This is a genomic window from Streptomyces sp. CBMA123 (assembly GCF_014596465.1).
GTDB lineage: Bacteria > Actinomycetota > Actinomycetes > Streptomycetales > Streptomycetaceae > Kitasatospora.
Genome location: NZ_MECK01000004.1, coordinates 14,759 through 30,067 on the forward strand (window position 1 = coordinate 14,759; position 15,309 = coordinate 30,067).

Annotated in this window: 18 protein-coding genes; 15 read left to right on the top strand and 3 right to left on the bottom strand. The window is 72.5% G+C overall.

Translation table 11 applies throughout. The annotated features are described in order from the left end of the window. Nucleotides 1–22: 22 nt before the first annotated feature. Genes hisD through hisF form a run of 8 tightly spaced genes read left to right on the top strand, consistent with a single transcriptional unit; the run spans nucleotide 23 to nucleotide 5,874 of the window. Entirely contained in the window at nucleotides 23–1,357 is a 1,335-nt protein-coding gene (gene hisD, locus BG452_RS02105; RefSeq protein ID WP_188302389.1) for a histidinol dehydrogenase, read from the top strand. After that, on the top strand, nucleotides 1,354–2,514 hold the full coding sequence (locus BG452_RS02110) for a histidinol-phosphate transaminase (RefSeq protein ID WP_188302390.1): 1,161 nt from the start codon (nucleotides 1,354–1,356) through the stop codon (nucleotides 2,512–2,514). The genes hisD and BG452_RS02110 overlap by 4 nt, the downstream gene beginning before the upstream one ends. Nucleotides 2,515–2,520: 6 nt before the next feature. Further along, nucleotides 2,521–3,114, top strand: coding sequence for an imidazoleglycerol-phosphate dehydratase HisB (hisB, locus tag BG452_RS02115; protein WP_188302391.1), 594 nt, complete (start codon nucleotides 2,521–2,523; stop codon nucleotides 3,112–3,114). Beyond that, nucleotides 3,111–3,263, top strand: a complete 153-nt coding sequence (locus BG452_RS02120) for a hypothetical protein (protein ID WP_188302392.1) — start codon at nucleotides 3,111–3,113, stop codon at nucleotides 3,261–3,263. Before hisB ends, BG452_RS02120 begins: the two co-directional genes overlap by 4 nt. A gap of 37 nt (nucleotides 3,264–3,300) precedes the next feature. Next, nucleotides 3,301–3,936, top strand: a complete 636-nt coding sequence (gene hisH, locus BG452_RS02125; RefSeq protein WP_188302393.1) for an imidazole glycerol phosphate synthase subunit HisH — start codon at nucleotides 3,301–3,303, stop codon at nucleotides 3,934–3,936. A gap of 17 nt (nucleotides 3,937–3,953) precedes the next feature. Continuing rightward, entirely contained in the window at nucleotides 3,954–4,679 is a 726-nt protein-coding gene (gene priA, locus BG452_RS02130) for a bifunctional 1-(5-phosphoribosyl)-5-((5-phosphoribosylamino)methylideneamino)imidazole-4-carboxamide isomerase/phosphoribosylanthranilate isomerase PriA (RefSeq protein ID WP_188302408.1), read from the top strand. After that, entirely contained in the window at nucleotides 4,676–5,107 is a 432-nt protein-coding gene (locus BG452_RS02135) for a Rid family hydrolase (protein ID WP_188302394.1), read from the top strand. Before priA ends, BG452_RS02135 begins: the two co-directional genes overlap by 4 nt. Beyond that, nucleotides 5,104–5,874 carry an imidazole glycerol phosphate synthase subunit HisF gene (gene hisF, locus BG452_RS02140; protein ID WP_188302395.1) on the top strand — a complete coding sequence of 257 codons (771 nt, stop codon included), beginning with the start codon at nucleotides 5,104–5,106 and terminating at the stop codon, nucleotides 5,872–5,874. The genes BG452_RS02135 and hisF overlap by 4 nt, the downstream gene beginning before the upstream one ends. Before the next feature lie 120 nt (nucleotides 5,875–5,994). On the opposite strand, the gene BG452_RS02145 is transcribed toward hisF, so the two are convergent. Next, nucleotides 5,995–6,774 (bottom strand): VOC family protein, encoded by a 780-nt coding sequence (locus BG452_RS02145; RefSeq protein WP_188302396.1) that lies wholly within the window; start codon nucleotides 6,772–6,774, stop codon nucleotides 5,995–5,997. Nucleotides 6,775–7,121: 347 nt separating this feature from the next. Here BG452_RS02145 and BG452_RS02150 point away from each other — a divergent pair, with 347 nt between their 5' ends. Continuing rightward, on the top strand, nucleotides 7,122–7,682 hold the full coding sequence (locus tag BG452_RS02150) for a hypothetical protein (protein WP_188302397.1): 561 nt from the start codon (nucleotides 7,122–7,124) through the stop codon (nucleotides 7,680–7,682). Nucleotides 7,683–7,822: 140 nt separating this feature from the next. Here BG452_RS02150 and BG452_RS02155 read toward each other — a convergent pair whose 3' ends face one another. Beyond that, nucleotides 7,823–8,461: a TIGR03085 family metal-binding protein gene (locus tag BG452_RS02155; RefSeq protein ID WP_188302398.1), complete on the bottom strand. Its 639-nt coding sequence runs from the start codon at nucleotides 8,459–8,461 to the stop codon at nucleotides 7,823–7,825. Nucleotides 8,462–8,573: 112 nt separating this feature from the next. Here BG452_RS02155 and BG452_RS02160 point away from each other — a divergent pair, with 112 nt between their 5' ends. After that, nucleotides 8,574–9,869: an aminotransferase class I/II-fold pyridoxal phosphate-dependent enzyme gene (locus tag BG452_RS02160; RefSeq protein ID WP_188302399.1), complete on the top strand. Its 1,296-nt coding sequence runs from the start codon at nucleotides 8,574–8,576 to the stop codon at nucleotides 9,867–9,869. A 468-nt stretch (nucleotides 9,870–10,337) separates the two neighbouring features. Continuing rightward, the gene (gene aspS, locus BG452_RS02165; RefSeq protein ID WP_188302400.1) at nucleotides 10,338–11,648 is read left to right on the top strand and encodes an aspartate--tRNA(Asn) ligase; all 1,311 of its coding nucleotides are present in this window, start codon (nucleotides 10,338–10,340) and stop codon (nucleotides 11,646–11,648) included. Between the two features lie 223 nt (nucleotides 11,649–11,871). Here the strand turns inward: aspS and BG452_RS02170 are convergent, their stop codons facing one another. Next, nucleotides 11,872–12,450, bottom strand: coding sequence for a hypothetical protein (locus tag BG452_RS02170; protein ID WP_188302401.1), 579 nt, complete (start codon nucleotides 12,448–12,450; stop codon nucleotides 11,872–11,874). Between the two features lie 122 nt (nucleotides 12,451–12,572). Here BG452_RS02170 and hisI point away from each other — a divergent pair, with 122 nt between their 5' ends. The 4 genes from hisI to BG452_RS02190 all read left to right on the top strand — a co-directional run. After that, a complete protein-coding gene (gene hisI / locus BG452_RS02175) occupies nucleotides 12,573–12,947 on the top strand; it encodes a phosphoribosyl-AMP cyclohydrolase (protein ID WP_188302402.1) in 375 nt (124 codons plus the stop codon). A gap of 35 nt (nucleotides 12,948–12,982) precedes the next feature. Next, entirely contained in the window at nucleotides 12,983–14,503 is a 1,521-nt protein-coding gene (locus BG452_RS02180; protein WP_188302403.1) for an anthranilate synthase component I, read from the top strand. A 20-nt stretch (nucleotides 14,504–14,523) separates the two neighbouring features. Then, nucleotides 14,524–14,985 carry a Uma2 family endonuclease gene (locus BG452_RS02185; RefSeq protein ID WP_188302404.1) on the top strand — a complete coding sequence of 154 codons (462 nt, stop codon included), beginning with the start codon at nucleotides 14,524–14,526 and terminating at the stop codon, nucleotides 14,983–14,985. A 26-nt stretch (nucleotides 14,986–15,011) separates the two neighbouring features. After that, nucleotides 15,012–15,309 (top strand): Trp biosynthesis-associated membrane protein (locus tag BG452_RS02190; protein WP_188302405.1); only part of this gene is annotated, 298 nt, incomplete at its 3' end.

Here is a 15,309-nt window from a genome sequence, read left to right on the forward strand (position 1 = left end):
GCCACTCCTTACACTGGGTGGCGTGATCTCTCGAATCGACCTCCGCGGCTCGCTGGACGACCCGCGTGACCTGCTGCCCCGTGCCGAGTTCGACGTCGCGGCCGCCCTGGAGAAGGTGCGACCGATCGCCGAGGACGTACGCCATCGCGGGGTCGCGGCGCTGATCGAGATCACCGAGCGCTTCGACGGCGTCCGGCTGGAGTCCACCCGGGTGCCCGCCGAGCAGCTGGCCGAGGCCCTGGAGACGCTGGACCCGAAGGTGCGGGCCGCGCTGGAGGAGTCCATCCGCCGGGCCCGCGCCGTGCACGCCGACCAGCGCCGCACCGGGCACACCACCCAGGTGGTGCCGGGCGGCACGGTCACCCAGCGCTGGGTGCCGGTCGAGCGGGTCGGCCTGTACGTGCCGGGCGGGCTGGCGGTCTACCCGTCCTCCGTGGTGATGAACGTGGTGCCGGCCCAGGAGGCGGGCGTGTCGGGCATCGCGGTGACCTCGCCGCCGCAGAAGGAGTGCGGCGGCCGGGTGCACCCGACCATCCTGGCGGCCTGCGCGCTGCTCGGCGTGGACGAGGTCTACTCCGTCGGCGGCGCCCAGGCGGTCGCGATGTTCGCCCTCGGCACCGAGGAGTGCGCGCCGGTGAACATGGTCACCGGCCCCGGCAACATCTACGTGGCCGCCGCCAAGCGACTGTTCGCCGGCCGGATCGGCATCGACTCCGAGGCCGGCCCAACCGAGATCGCCGTCCTCGCCGACGACAGCGCGCTGCCGTCCGACGTCGCCGCCGACCTGATCAGCCAGGCCGAGCACGGCCCCACCTCCGGCTCGGTGCTGGTCACCGACTCCCCGGCGCTGGCCGACGCGGTCGAGGCCGAGCTGGCCGTGCAGGTCGCCCGGACCAAGCACGGCGAGCGGGTCGCCGAGGCGCTCGGCGGCCGGCAGTCCGGCATCATCCTGGTGGACGACCTCGCCCAGGGCCTCGCCGTGGTCAACGCGTACGCGGCCGAGCACCTGGAGATCCAGACCCGCGACCCGCACGCCGTGGCGGCGAAGGTCGTCAACGCCGGCGCGATCTTCATCGGCCGCTGGACCCCGGTCTCGCTGGGCGACTACGCGGCCGGCTCCAACCACGTGCTGCCGACCGGAGGCTGCGCCTGCCACTCCTCCGGGCTGTCGGTGCAGACCTTCCTGCGCGGCGTCCAGGTCGTCGAGTACGACCGGGAGGCGCTGGCGGACGTCGCCGCCCACGTGGTCAACCTGGCGAACGCCGAGGACCTCCCCGGGCACGGGGACGCCATCAAGGCACGTTTCGTCGGAGACGAACGCAACTGGCACAGCGATTGGACGGTGTCGGGCTCGTGACCGCCGAGACGCGCATCGACGACCTGCCGATCCGGGACGAGCTGCGCGGCCAGTCCCCGTACGGCGCACCGCAGTTGGACGTCCCCGTCCAGCTGAACACCAACGAGAACCCGTACCCGCTGCCCGAGGAGCTGGTGGCCCGGATCGCCGAGCGGGTCGCCGAGGCCGCCCGCGGGCTCAACCGCTACCCCGACCGGGACGCGGTCGAGCTGCGCGAGGGCCTGGCGGCGTACCTGACCCGCACCACCGGCTTCCCGGTGGCCCGCGCGCAGGTGTGGGCCGCCAACGGCTCCAACGAGGTGCTCCAGCAACTGCTGCAGACCTTCGGCGGCCCCGGCCGCAGCGCGCTCGGCTTCGAGCCCTCGTACTCGATGCACGCGCTGATCTCCCGCGGCACCGGCACCGCCTGGATCTCCGGCCCGCGGCGCGACGACTTCACCATCGACGTGGACGCGGCCGTCGACGCGATCGCCGAGCACCGGCCGAACGTGGTGTTCATCTGCTCGCCGAACAATCCGACCGGGACGGCGGTCACCGTCGACACCGTGCTGCGGCTCTACGAGGCCGCGCAGGCCGCCCGGCCCAGCTTGGTGGTCGTCGACGAGGCGTACGTCGAGTTCTCGCACCGCGCCTCGCTGCTGCCGCTGATCGAGGGCCGCCCCAACCTGGTGGTCAGCCGCACCATGTCCAAGGCCTTCGGCGCCGCCGGACTGCGGCTGGGCTACCTGGCCGCCGACCCGGCCGTGGTGGACGCCGTCCAGCTGGTCCGGCTGCCGTACCACCTGTCGGCCGTCACCCAGGCCACCGCGCTGGCCTGCCTGGAGCACACCGACACCCTGCTCGGGTACGTCGGCCGGCTCAAGGACGAGCGCGACCGGCTGGTCGACGCGCTGCGCGCGCTGGGCCTGGAGGTGACCGACTCGGACGCCAACTTCGTCCAGTTCGGCCGCTTCGCCGACACCCACGCCGTCTGGCAGGCCATCCTCGACCAGGGTGTCCTGGTCCGTGACAACGGCGTCCCCGGGTGGCTGCGCGTCACCGCCGGCACGCCCGCCGAGAACGACGCCTTCCTGGACGCCGTCCGCACCGCCCTCCCGTCTCCCACCCCCACCCTTGATCGAGCGCGCTCCGCACGCGCTGCCAGTCAGGAGCTGTAACCCCTCATGTCCCGCATCGGACGCGTCGAGCGCACCACCAAGGAGACCTCCGTCCTGGTCGAGATAGACCTCGACGGCACCGGCCGTACCGACATCTCCACCGGCGTCGGCTTCTACGACCACATGCTCGACCAGCTCGGCCGGCACGGTCTGTTCGACCTCACCGTCAAGACCGACGGCGACCTGCACATCGACACCCACCACACCATCGAGGACACCGCCCTCGCGCTCGGCGCCGCCTTCAAGCAGGCGCTCGGCGACAAGGTCGGCATCTACCGCTTCGGCAACTGCACGGTGCCGCTGGACGAGTCGCTCGCCCAGGTCACCGTCGACCTCTCCGGCCGGCCCTACCTGGTGCACACCGAGCCCGAGCACATGGCGCCGATGATCGGCAGCTACGACACCACGATGACCCGGCACATCCTGGAGTCCTTCGTGGCCCAGGCCCAGATCGCGCTGCACGTGCACGTCCCGTACGGGCGCAACGCGCACCACATCGTGGAGTGCCAGTTCAAAGCCCTGGCCCGGGCGCTGCGCTACGCCGCCGAGCGTGACCCGCGCGCGGCCGGAATCCTCCCGTCGACCAAGGGCGCGCTGTGAACAAGACCGCGACGATCCTCCTCTTCGTCGGCCTCTTCCTGGCCGGCGGAGTGATCTCGTTCTGGAAGCAGAAGCTGCCGAAGGGCGTCATCCTGGTGCTGGCCATCGGTGCCGTGATGTGCCTGGGCTCCGGGCTCATGCGCCTCTAGATCCGCCTGGCTTCGTAGAGAGACTGGACACCTGAACATGGGCAAGAACGTCGTCGTCCTCGACTACGGCTCCGGCAACCTCCGCTCCGCGCAGCGCGCCCTGGAGCGGACCGGGGCGAACGTCACGGTCAGCTCCGACTACGACACCGCGATGGCCGCCGACGGCCTGCTCGTGCCCGGCGTCGGCGCCTTCGAGGCCTGCATGCGCGGGCTGAAGTCCGTCCGCGGCGACTGGATCATCGGCCGCCGGCTCTCCGGGGGCCGCCCGGTCATGGGCATCTGCGTCGGCATGCAGATCCTCTTCGAGAAGGGTGTCGAGCACGGCGTCGAGACGCTCGGCTGCGACGAGTGGCCCGGCACCGTCGAGCCGCTGGACGCCCCGGTCGTCCCCCACATGGGCTGGAACACCGTGGACGTGCCCGAGGGCAGCCGGATGTTCGCCGGCCTGGACCAGGACACCCGCTTCTACTTCGTCCACTCCTACGGCGTGCGGCACTGGGAGCTGGAGACCCACAGCGCGCGGATCAACCCGCCGCTGGTCACCTGGGCCACCCACGGGCAGCCGTTCGTCGCCGCCATCGAGAACGGCCCGCTGTGGGCCACCCAGTTCCACCCCGAGAAGTCCGGCGACGCCGGCGCCGCCCTCCTGACCAACTGGGTCAACACCCTCTGACCGTCTGAGAGTTGTTACTGATGAGCCTTGAGCTGCTGCCTGCCGTCGACGTCCGGGACGGCCAGGCCGTCCGCCTGGTCAAGGGTGCCTCCGGCACCGAGACCTCCTTCGGCGAGCCGCTGGCCGCCGCCCTCGCCTGGCAGAACGCCGGCGCCGAGTGGCTGCACCTGGTCGACCTCGACGCCGCCTTCGGGACCGGCAGCAACTACGAGCTGCTGCGCGAGGTCACCGGTCAGCTGGACATCAAGGTCGAGCTGTCCGGCGGCATCCGCGACGACGAGTCGCTCGCCCGCGCCCTCGCCACCGGCTGCACCCGGGTCAACCTCGGCACCGCCGCCCTGGAGGCCCCCGAGTGGGTCGCCAAGGCCATCGCCGAGCACGGCGACAAGATCGCCGTCGGCCTGGACGTAGTCGGCACCACCCTGCGCGGCCGCGGCTGGACCCGCGACGGCGGCCAGCTCTTCGACGTCCTGGAGCGGCTCAACGCCGAGGGCTGCGCCCGCTACGTCGTCACCGACGTCAACCGCGACGGCACCCTGACCGGCCCCAACCTGCAGCTGCTGCGCGACGTCTGCGGCGCCACCGACCGCCCGGTCGTCGCCTCCGGCGGCGTCTCCTCGCTCGACGACCTGCGCGCCATCGCCACGCTGGTCGGCGAGGGTGTCGAGGGCGCCATCGTGGGCAAGGCACTCTACGAGCAGAAGTTCACCCTCGAAGAGGCCCTGGAGGCGGTTTCCGGATGACGGAACGTCAGGTCGTACGCGGTCGGGTCATCGGATTCTCCCCCTGGGAGGACGTCATCGGCACGGCGCAGGCGGTCGCCGCCGGCGACCATGTACACGTGGCGGGCGCCCGCGCGCTGGTCGACGGCGTCCTCCACGGCGAGAGCGACCCCTACGAGCAGGCCCGGGTCGCGTTCGGCAACGCGCTGGAGGCGCTGGCCGCGTACGGCCTGACGGCGGACGACGTGGTCCGCACCCGGATGTTCCTCACCCACGCCCGCGACGTCGAAGCGGTGGGCCGGGTCCACCGCGAACTCTTCGACGCCGTACGGCCGGTGGCCACCCTGGTGGTGGTCGACGGACTGATCGACTCCCGGATGATGGTCGAGGTCGAGATCGACGCGTACCGCACCGGGCTGGCAAAGACCCTGGAAGGCAAGCAGCCGTGACCCTCGCAGTACGTGTCATCCCCTGCCTGGACGTGGACGCCGGGCGGGTGGTCAAGGGCGTCAACTTCCAGAACCTGCGCGACGCCGGCGACCCGGTCGAGATGGCCAAGCTCTACGACGCCGAGGGCGCCGACGAGCTGACCTTCCTCGACATCACCGCCTCCTCCGGCGACCGCGAGACCACCTACGACGTGGTCCGCCGCACCGCCGAGCAGGTGTTCATCCCGCTCACCGTCGGCGGCGGCATCCGCGCCGTCGACGACGTCAACAAGCTGCTGCGGGCCGGCGCCGACAAGGTCGGCGTCAACACCGCGGCCATCGCCCGGCCCGAGCTGATCCGCGAGATCGCCCAGCGGTTCGGACGGCAGGTGCTGGTGCTCTCGGTCGACGCCCGGCGGTGCGCCGAAGGGGCCGAGACGCCGTCCGGCTACGAGGTCACCACCCACGGCGGACGCCGCGGCACCGGCCTCGACGCGGTCGAATGGGCGGGCCGCGCGGCCGAGTTGGGGGCGGGCGAGATCCTGCTCAACTCCATGGACGCGGACGGCACCAAGGACGGCTACGACCTGGAGATGATCCGCGCCGTGCGCAAGGCCGTCTCCGTGCCGGTGATCGCCTCCGGCGGGGCGGGCAGGCTCGGCGACTTCGCGCCGGCCGTCGAGGCGGGCGCGGACGCGGTGCTCGCGGCCAGCGTGTTCCACTTCGGGGACCTGCGGATCGGCGAGGTCAAGAACGCGCTGCGGGAGGCCGGACACCCGGTGCGGTGACCGTCGGACGTGCAGGAGGGCCCGCCTCGGCCAGTGGCGGGCCCTCCTCGTGTTTCCGTGCTCAGGACTCCCGCGGCCCGTCCTCGATGAGGGCGAACGGCGTACCTCGTGTTTCCGTGCTCAGGACTCCCGCGGCTCGCCCTTGATGAGGGCGAACGGCGCACCGTTCGGATCCGCCAGCCAGGCGATCCGGCCGACGTTCTCCACGTCCGCGGCCGGCATCAGCACCGTGCCGCCCGCCGCCGTCGCCTTGGTGACCAGCGCGTCCACGTCGCCGGCCGCGAAGTACGGTGTCCAGGCGGAGGGCTGGCCCTCCTGCATCGTCGGGGCGATGCCGCCGAAGCTCGTCTGCTGCTGGTCCCCGTCGGCGGTGGAGATCACCCGGTAGCTCATGCCCGGGGACGGCTCGAAGTCCTCCATCCGCCAGCCGAACAGCCCGTGGTAGAAGGAGAATCCGCCGTCCTGGTCCTGGGTGTGCAGCTCCGACCAGACCAGGGTGTTGTCCTCGGACACGGCGTCCAGCCCGAGGGTGTTCCCGGCCTGCCAGACGGCGAACCGCGCCCCCTGCGGGTCGGCGAGCTGGGCCATCCGGCCCTCCGCCATCACGTCCATCGGCGGCACCAGCACCTTGCCGCCGGCCTGCTGGGCGGCGGCGACCGTCGCGTCCACGTCGGCGGTGCGGAAGTACGTCGTCCAGGACGACCGGTCACTCGGATCGAGCCGGCCGATCGCGCCGACGGTCTTGCCGTTCAGCTGGACGAAGCCGTAGCCCATCGCCTCCGGGACCTCCTGGAACGTCCAGCCGAAGACCTTGCCGTAGAACGCGGCGGTCGCGGCGATGTCGGGGCTGCCCAGGTCGATCCAGCAAGGCGAGCCGATGGGGAAGTCGGTGGTGAGCATGAGGTGGTGCCCCTTCGACGGAGAGTGACCGGGGCGCTTCCGTCGGGCGCGTACACGCCCCTCCCCGGCCACCTGCGAGTCTGCACCCGGGCACCGGCATCCGCAGCCGGGGCGCGGCTGGGCGGGGCTGCTTCGCGTGCTCCGCTCCGGCTGGACGGCTGGACGGCTGGACGGCTGGACGGCTGGACGGTCGGACGGCCGGTCCGGTGGCGGGCAGGGTAGCCGGACGCCCGGGCCCGCGGGGCCGGAACCGCGCAATCGTCCGGAGTGCTCCGCCGCTGTCCTACGCTCGTCCCAAGCGGCCGCAGCCGCGGACGAACTCGACTATCCGGCAAGGTGGTTCAGCGATGACGGAGCAGAACGCCGATGACGGCGAGGTCACCTACGAGCAGGTGACGGTGGTCTCCCTCGCGGCCTTCGCCCCGGTCGGCCCGGCCCGGACGGCGGTCCGGGTCGTCCGCGAGGGCATGACGGTCAAGCGGGTCGCGGGCTACTGGGTGCGCTGGGACGAACGCCGGGCCGGCGAGGAGCTCCGCCACCACGCGCGCTGGGTCCCCGAGGAGGAGTACGTCCAGCCGGACACCGGCAGCCTGGACGGCACGCTCGTCGTCACCGTCGCCGCGTACTGGTCGGACGCGGACGGAGCCTTCCACCGCCGGCCCAGCACCGAGACCGCGGTGACCTTCCGGCCCGGTGAGACCACGTACGAGCTGGTGCTGGAGCAGCCCGCCCCGGCCGGCCCGTCCGCCCTCTCGCTGCAGCTCGCGGACGCCCGCTGGCTGGGCGACGGCGACGGCGGGCCGATCCACTACGGCTTCGCGGGCGCCACCGAGGCCGAGCCGGGCGGCGAGGGGGAGTGGCTGGTCCGCCACCCGGAGCGCGGCACCGGGCCGGTCGACCGGCGGTAGGGCCCGGTCGACCGGCGGTAGGGGCCGCCGCCCTGGCGCTGTGGTTCGTGCTGGACCTGCGCGCGCCTCGTCCGGCCGGCCGGTCCTCGCGCGCCTCGGTCCGCTTCCGTTTGCCTCGGCGCGTCGAGGGGCGACGTCGCCTACGGGAGCGGCAGGACGTGCCGGAGGGCCTCGACGGCGTTCGGGTCGCCGTCGACGGTGAGGTCGGTGCGGGCGCCGCGGCCGTAGACGAACAGGACCAGCTCGCCCGGCTCGCCGGTGACCTGGACGGTCGGGGCGCCGGCCGGGCCGACCGTCAGCGACTGCCCGTCCGGGCGGGTCAGGGCCAGGCGCACGGGGGAGCGGCGGCCCGCCTCGAAGCGGGCGATCATCGGCAGCCGTCGCCACAGCGCCTCGGACCGGCCGGGCGGCACCGGTCGCGCGCTCCACTGTTCGCCCGCCCGGGCGACGTCCTCCGCGTGCACGAAGTACTCCACGGTGTTCGCGGCCTCGTCCGCACCGGGCAGCGCGAACAGCGAGAACACCGGCGGCCCGGCCCGGAACAGCCGCACCAACTCCTCGTACGGCCGCTCCGCGTACCCGTCCTGCACCCGCTGGGTGTGACCGGCCAGGGCGCCGACCCGGATCCCGGCCGCGGCATCGGCACGGCGCTCCCGGATCACCAGGTGGGCGGCCAGGTCCCGGGTGCTCCACCCGGCGCACAGCGTGGGCGCGTCCGGCCCGGCGTCGGTGAGCAGTTGGGCGAGGCGGTGGCGTTCGGCGAGTGCATGGTTCGACATGCCGCAAGCCTAGGGTGCCGCTGCCCCCTACTCCCGTAACCTCCTCGGACCTGCGGCGTTTATCCCATGGTCCGACCACCCCATGGTCTGAGGGGATTGCACTATGGCCACCGTGCCGTACCAGAGTTCCGCCGACACCGCCGAGCGGCTGATCGCCGAAGCGATGAGGCAGGGCACCAGCCATCTGGCGACCGGGCTCGACGCGCCGCCGGGCACGTATCTGCGGATCGGAGGCCGGGACCTGCTCAACTTCGGTACCTGCGGTTACCTCTCGCTCGAGCAGGAGGAGCAGATCCGGCGTGGCGCCGTGGACGCGACCGAGCGCTTCGGCGTTCAGTTCTCGGTCTCACGGGGGTATGTGGCCTCCGGCCTGAACCTCGAACTCGAAGGACTGCTACGGGAGATGTACGACGGTCACCCCGTGCTGGTGTACTCGTCGACTTCGCTGTGCCACATCTCCGTGCTGCCGGCGCTGCTCGGGGCCGGCGACCTCGCCGTGCTGGACCAACAGGTCCACTTCAGCGTCCAGACGGCGGCTCAGCTCGGGCGGCAGCAGGGGGTCGAGCTCGCCATGGTGCGGCACAACGACCTCGGCGCGCTGGAGCGCAGGCTGCGGCGTGCGCAGGGCACCGGCGAGCGGGTCTGGTATCTGATCGACGGCGTGTACTCGATGTTCGGCGACGTCGCTCCGGTCGAGGACCTCGCCCGGCTGATGGCGGCGTACCCCGCGCTCCACCTCTACGTCGACGATGCGCACGGCATGAGCTGGTACGGGCGGCACGGTGCGGGCTACGTCTTCGAGAAGCTCGGCCGGCACCTGGGTGGCCGCGTGGTGCTCGTCACGACGCTCGCCAAGGGCTTCGGGACCATCGGCGGCGTCGCCGTGTTCCCCACCGAGGAGGCGTTCCACCGGGTGGAGGTCAACGGTGGACCACTGATGTACTCCCACCCGCTGCCGCCCCCGATGCTCGGGGCCGCGATCGCCTCGGCCCGGATCCACCTCTCCACCCGGATCGGGGCCCTCCAGGCGGAGCTGGCGGAGCGCCGGGAGTACTGCAACGAGCTCCTCGCCGCGGCGGGCCTGCCCGTCGTCTCCGACCCCAGGACGCCGGTCTACTTCATCGGACTCGGAGAGCCCGAGGTGAGTTACGGCATGGTGCGGCGCGTGCTCGACGACGGGTTCTACGTGAACCAGTCGTCCTTCCCGCTCGTGCCGCTGAAGAAGTCGGGCCTGCGCTTCACCCTCACCCGGCACGTCGGCCGTGACCACATCCGGGGACTGGTCGAAGCCGTGGCGCACCACCTCCCGCGGGCACTCCGGGAGGCCGGGCGCACGATGGCCGACGTCCGGACCGCTTTCGGTCCCATGCTGCCCAGGGCCGGCGCGGCCCCGGCCCGGTCGGACTGATCGACTCCGTGCCGCGTGCCCCGCCGCACCGGCGGGGCGCGCGGTTCCGGGCACAGGTCACGTCTTCGCCGTCACGGCGAGTCCCTCGGGACCGGCGGCCACGGTCACTCGCACGGTCGAGCTCACGGCAGGTCCTCCCACCCATGTGTGGGGTTATTCGATTGCCGTGGCCGCCACACACTCCGTATCCTGCTGGGCAACGCGTCGACGGAGACGAGTAGCCAGGGATCACGCGAGCAGAGAGAGCCGCCGGAAGCTGTGAAGGCGGCCTCGCGCCCCGAGGCGAAGACCCTCCCGAGCGCGGGGAGGAACGACCCCACCCGGGTCCAATGCCCCGCCGGCCGGCCCCCGTCACCGGGCCCGAACGAGGCCGCCACCTGTGTGGCGGCGAAAGTGCGGTGGTACCGCGAGTCACCCTTCTCGCCCGCACTCCCAAGGGATCATGGCGATGTCCTCCGGAGGACCTCAATGATCCACAGCCGCGTCCGTGTCTCCGAACTGCGAGAACACCTCGGCCGTACCGTCTCCGTCTGCGGATGGGTGAACACCCTCCGCCTCCAGCGCACGATGCAGTTCGTCCTCGTGCGGGACGCCACCGGCCTGGTGCAGGTGACCCACAAGCGGGACGGCGGGCCGCTGGAGGCCCGACTCGAAGCCCTCACCCCCGAGTCCGCCGTGCGGATCACCGGCCGCGTCGTCGACGCCGCACAGGTCAAGCTCGGCGGCCTGGAGCTCGTCCCCGAGACGGTCGAGATCCTCAACCCGGCCGCCACGCCGCTGCCGATCGACGACCACACCGGCCTGGAACAGCGGCTCGACTGGCGCTTCCTGGACGTGCGCCGCCGCCCCGCCACCCAGCTGGTGTTCGCCGTGCAGACCACCCTGGAACAGGGCATGCGCGAGTACGCCTACGCTCAGGGCGCCACCGAGATGCACACCCCCAAACTCATGGGCACCGCCTCGGAGTCCGGCGCGGAGGTCTTCGAGCTCGGCTACTTCGGCCGCAGCGCGTACCTGGCGCAGTCGCCCCAGTTCTACAAGCAGATGGCGATCGCGGCCGGCATCGACAAGGTCTTCGAGATCGGTCCTGTCTTCCGTGCCGAACCCTCCTTCACCTCCCGGCACGCCACCGAATTCACCGGCGTCGACGTCGAGTTGGCCTGGATCGACGGCGTCGAGGACGTGATGGCCTTCGAGGAGCAGATGCTCGCCCACGCCATCGCCAAGGTCGCCGACACCCACGGCGAGGCGATCGCCGAGCACTTCGGCGTGGAGGTCACCGTGCCCACGACGCCCTTCCCCCGCATCACCATGGCCGAGGCGCACCGCATCCTGCGCAAGGGCGGCTGGGACCCGGAGGGGGTCAAGGTCGACCTGGACCCGGAGGGCGAACGGGCCATCTCGGCCCACCTCAAGGAGGCCACCGGGCACGAGTTCGCCTTCATCACCCACTACCCGGTCGGCATCCGGCCCTTCTACCACATGCGGCCCGCCGACGACCCGAGCGTGACCCTGAGCTTCGACCTGCTGTGGAACGGCCTGGAAGTCACCACCGGCGCCCAGCGCGAACACCGCCACGACGTACTCCTGGAGCAGGCCGCCGAGAAGGGCATGAGCCCGGAACCGATGCGGGACTACCTCAACACCTTCCGCTACGGCTGCCCCCCGCACGGCGGCCTCGGCATGGGCCTCGGCCGGGTGCTGATGGTCCTGCTCGGCCTGACCTCGATCCGCGAGGCGACCTTCCTCTTCCGCGGGCCCAACCGGCTCACCCCGTAGGCGGGTTGAGCCTGCGCCCCACGGCCCGACGCCGTGGGGCGCTGAGCGTGGCTTTCCCATGCGGAAGGCGGTCTTATCTTCCCCGTGGTTTTCGCTCCCGCCTCATCGCTGCGCAGCAAGTCGGCCGAACCGACTTCCTGCGCAGCGATGAGGCGAGGGACGTGGCGTTGCTGCTTCGGCGCACTCGTTTTCTTTGTGTATCTACATTCTTTTGTCTGTCGGCTCAGGGGTGGAGCTGGGCGGTGAGCTTGGGGCCGCCCGGCTTGTTGCCGGCGGTGAGGGTGCAGGTGTAGTCGCGCCAGCCTTGCTGGTAGTTGGCCAGGGCGGGGCCGAACTGGCGGGGGTAGTAGGTCTTGCCGTCGGGCTGGTGGGACTTGGCGGTGGTTTCGGCGTCCTTGCAGCCGTCGCGCATGGCGAGGGCGATGGGGATCTCGCCGGTGAGGTTGTCGGGGAGTTTGAGGTCGGCGATGGCCTCGCCGTCGTGGTCGCCGGTGCAGGGGCGTTGTTCGGCCTTGGTGATGACGGGGCTGAGCTGGGGGTGGTCGAAGCAGGTGCCCACCGGGAAGAAGGCGTACGGGGGTTGGGGCTTGGTCGGGGTGGGCGTGGGAGTCGGGGTCGGGGTCGGTGTCGGGGTGGCGGTGGGGGTGGGCGGGGCCGCGGCGGGCTTGCGGTCGTCCTCCGGCCAGAGCAGCACGGTGGCCACCACCGCGAGCAGTACGGCCAGCACGGCGGCGACGGTGATCACCAGGCTCCGGGGCGGACGGGTGGCGGCGGCTTCGGGCGGCTGCTGCTCGGAGGTCATGGCCCGAGGATGGCCCACGGGGGCCGCGCGCGGCAGGTGGTTGGCGGAAGTGGGCCCGAACGGGACGCCTGCGAACGGCCCGCGAACGGTTCGCCGCCCGGAGGGGCTGACACAATGGCCCCATGTCCACCACACCCGCCGCCCCCGGCACCACGTCCCTCGACGCGGCGATCGCCGCCCGCCTCAAGCGCACCGAGGACGGCCTGCTCCCGGCCATCGCGCAGCAGTACGACACCGGTGAGGTGCTGATGCTGGGCTGGATGGACGACGAGGCGCTGCACCGCACGCTCACCACCGGCCGCTGCACCTACTGGAGCCGCAGCCGCAACGAGTACTGGGTGAAGGGCGACACCTCGGGCCACGCGCAGGCGGTCAAGTCGGTCGCGCTGGACTGCGACGGCGACACCCTGCTGGTGAAGGTCGACCAGACCGGCGCGGCCTGCCACACCGGCGACCGGACCTGTTTCGACGCCGACGTGCTGTTCCAGACCTCCTGACCCCCAGTCCACAACCCCAGAAGGTGCCGCCCCGCATGGACCTCGAAGCCTTCCGCAAGCTCGCCGTCGACACCCGGGTCATCCCCGTCACCCGCAGGCTCCTCGCGGACGGCCTCACCCCGATCGGCCTGTACCGCAGCCTCGCCGAGGAGCGGCCGGGCACCTTCCTGCTGGAGTCCGCCGAGCAGGGCAGCTGGTCGCGCTACTCCTTCGTGGGCGTGCGCAGCGCGGCCGCGCTGACCGCCGGCCCGGACGGCGAGGCCCGCTGGCTGGGCACCCCGCCGGTGGGCATCCCGACCGGCGGCGACCCGCTGGAGGTGCTGCGGGCCGCCCTGGAGGCGCTGCACACCCCGCGGCACGCCGACGACGGCCTGCCGCCGCTGACCGGCGGCCTGGTCGGCTACCTGGGTTACGACATCGTCCGCCGGCTGGAGAAGCTGCCCGACCTCAACCCGGACGACCTCAAGCTGCCCGAGCTGACCATGCTGCTGGCCACCGATCTGGCGGTGCTCGACCACGCGGACGGCACGGTGCTGCTGATCGCCAACGCCGTCAACCACAACGACCTGGCCAGTGGCGTGGACGAGGCGTACGCGGACGCGGTGGCGCGCCTGGACGCGATGGAGGCCGGTCTGCTGAAGCCCGTCGACCCGGGCCTGGCGACGTTCACCCCGGCGGGCCCCGGCGAGGTGCGCTCGCCGTTCGGCGGGGAGCCGTACCGGGCGGCGGTGGAGGAGATCAAGGAGCGGATCCGGGCCGGCGAGGCCTTCCAGGTGGTGCCCTCGCAGCGTTTCGAGGCGCCCTGCCCGGCCTCCGCGCTGGACGTCTACCGCGTGCTGCGCACCACCAACCCGAGCCCGTACATGTACCTGTTCCGCTTCCCGGGCCCGGACGGCGGCGCCGAGGGCGGCTTCGACGTGGTCGGTTCCAGCCCGGAGGCGCTGGTCAAGGTCACCGACGGCGAGGCGATGGTGCACCCGATCGCGGGCACCCGGCACCGGGGCGCCACCCCGCACGAGGACGCGGCGCTGGCCGCCGAGCTGCTCGCCGACCCCAAGGAGCGGGCCGAGCACCTGATGCTGGTCGACCTGGGCCGCAACGACCTCGGGCGGGTCTGCGAGCCGGGCAGCGTCGAGGTGGTCGACTTCATGCAGATCGAGCGCTACAGCCATGTGATGCACATCGTCTCGACGGTGACCGGCAGGGTCGCCCCGGGGCGGAGCGCCTTCGACGTGCTGACCGCCTGCTTCCCGGCCGGGACGCTCTCCGGCGCGCCCAAGCCCAGGGCGATGCGGATCATCGAGGAGCTGGAGCCCACCCGGCGCGGGCTGTACGGCGGTTGCGTCGGCTACCTGGACTTCGCCGGGGCCTCGGACACCGCGATCGCGATCCGCACCGCGGTGCTGCGCGACGGCACCGCGTTCGTGCAGGCGGGCGCGGGCGTGGTCGCCGACTCGGACCCGCACGGCGAGGACACCGAGTGCCGCAACAAGGCGGCCGCCGTGCTGCGGGCCGTCGCCACCGCCAATACGCTGCGGAGGCCGGAACTGTCCTGAGGCGTGAGGAGGCGGCCGGGATGCCCGAGGTGCCGTACGACGAGCTGCGCTGGGGGGTCGTGTTCGGCGCGGCCGTCCAGGTCGAGGGTGAACTCGGGGTCCGGGGGCGGGTGTTGTCCGGTGTCCTGGTCGACTTCCCGGCCGCCCACGGGCCGCTCGCCCCGGACCTGGCGGTGCTCGCCCCGGACGCCGTCCACCATGCCCGGGGCCGGTACGCCGCCGCCGACGTCGAGGCGGTGCTGGAGGTGTCGCACCCGGGCCGGGACCACGCCTGGGCGCGGGCCTGCGCGGAGAGCGCCGTGCCGCTGTACGTGGTGGTCGACCCGGCGGCCGCGGTCTGCACCGTGCACACCGCGCCGTCCCCCGGCGGGGTGTACCGGGAGGCCGAGCGGGTGCCCTTCGGCAACGACCTGTTCCTGCCGCTGGGCGGTCGCACGGTGGTGCTGCGGACGGACGAGTTCCCCACCCCGGGTACGGCGTAGGGCGTGGCCCGGGGGATAGTGGACGGGTGACCGCTGCAGACCAGACCCCCGCCCCCGACGCTCCCGCGACGCCCACGGCGGGCCGCCGCACCCTCGGCGTGATGCTGCTGCTGACCGTGCTGAGCGCGGTGCTGGTGCTGACCGCGGCCGGGCGGGTCTGGGCCGAGGGGCGGGCCGGCACCCTGGACGTGTCCGTCACCGGCGGCAGGATCTCCGAACTGCCCGGCGGGCTGGCCCTGGTGGGCCTGGCCGCGGCCGTCGCGGTGTTCGCGGTGCGCGGCGTCGGCCGGCTCGCGGTCGGCGCGCTGACCCTGCTGGCCGGGC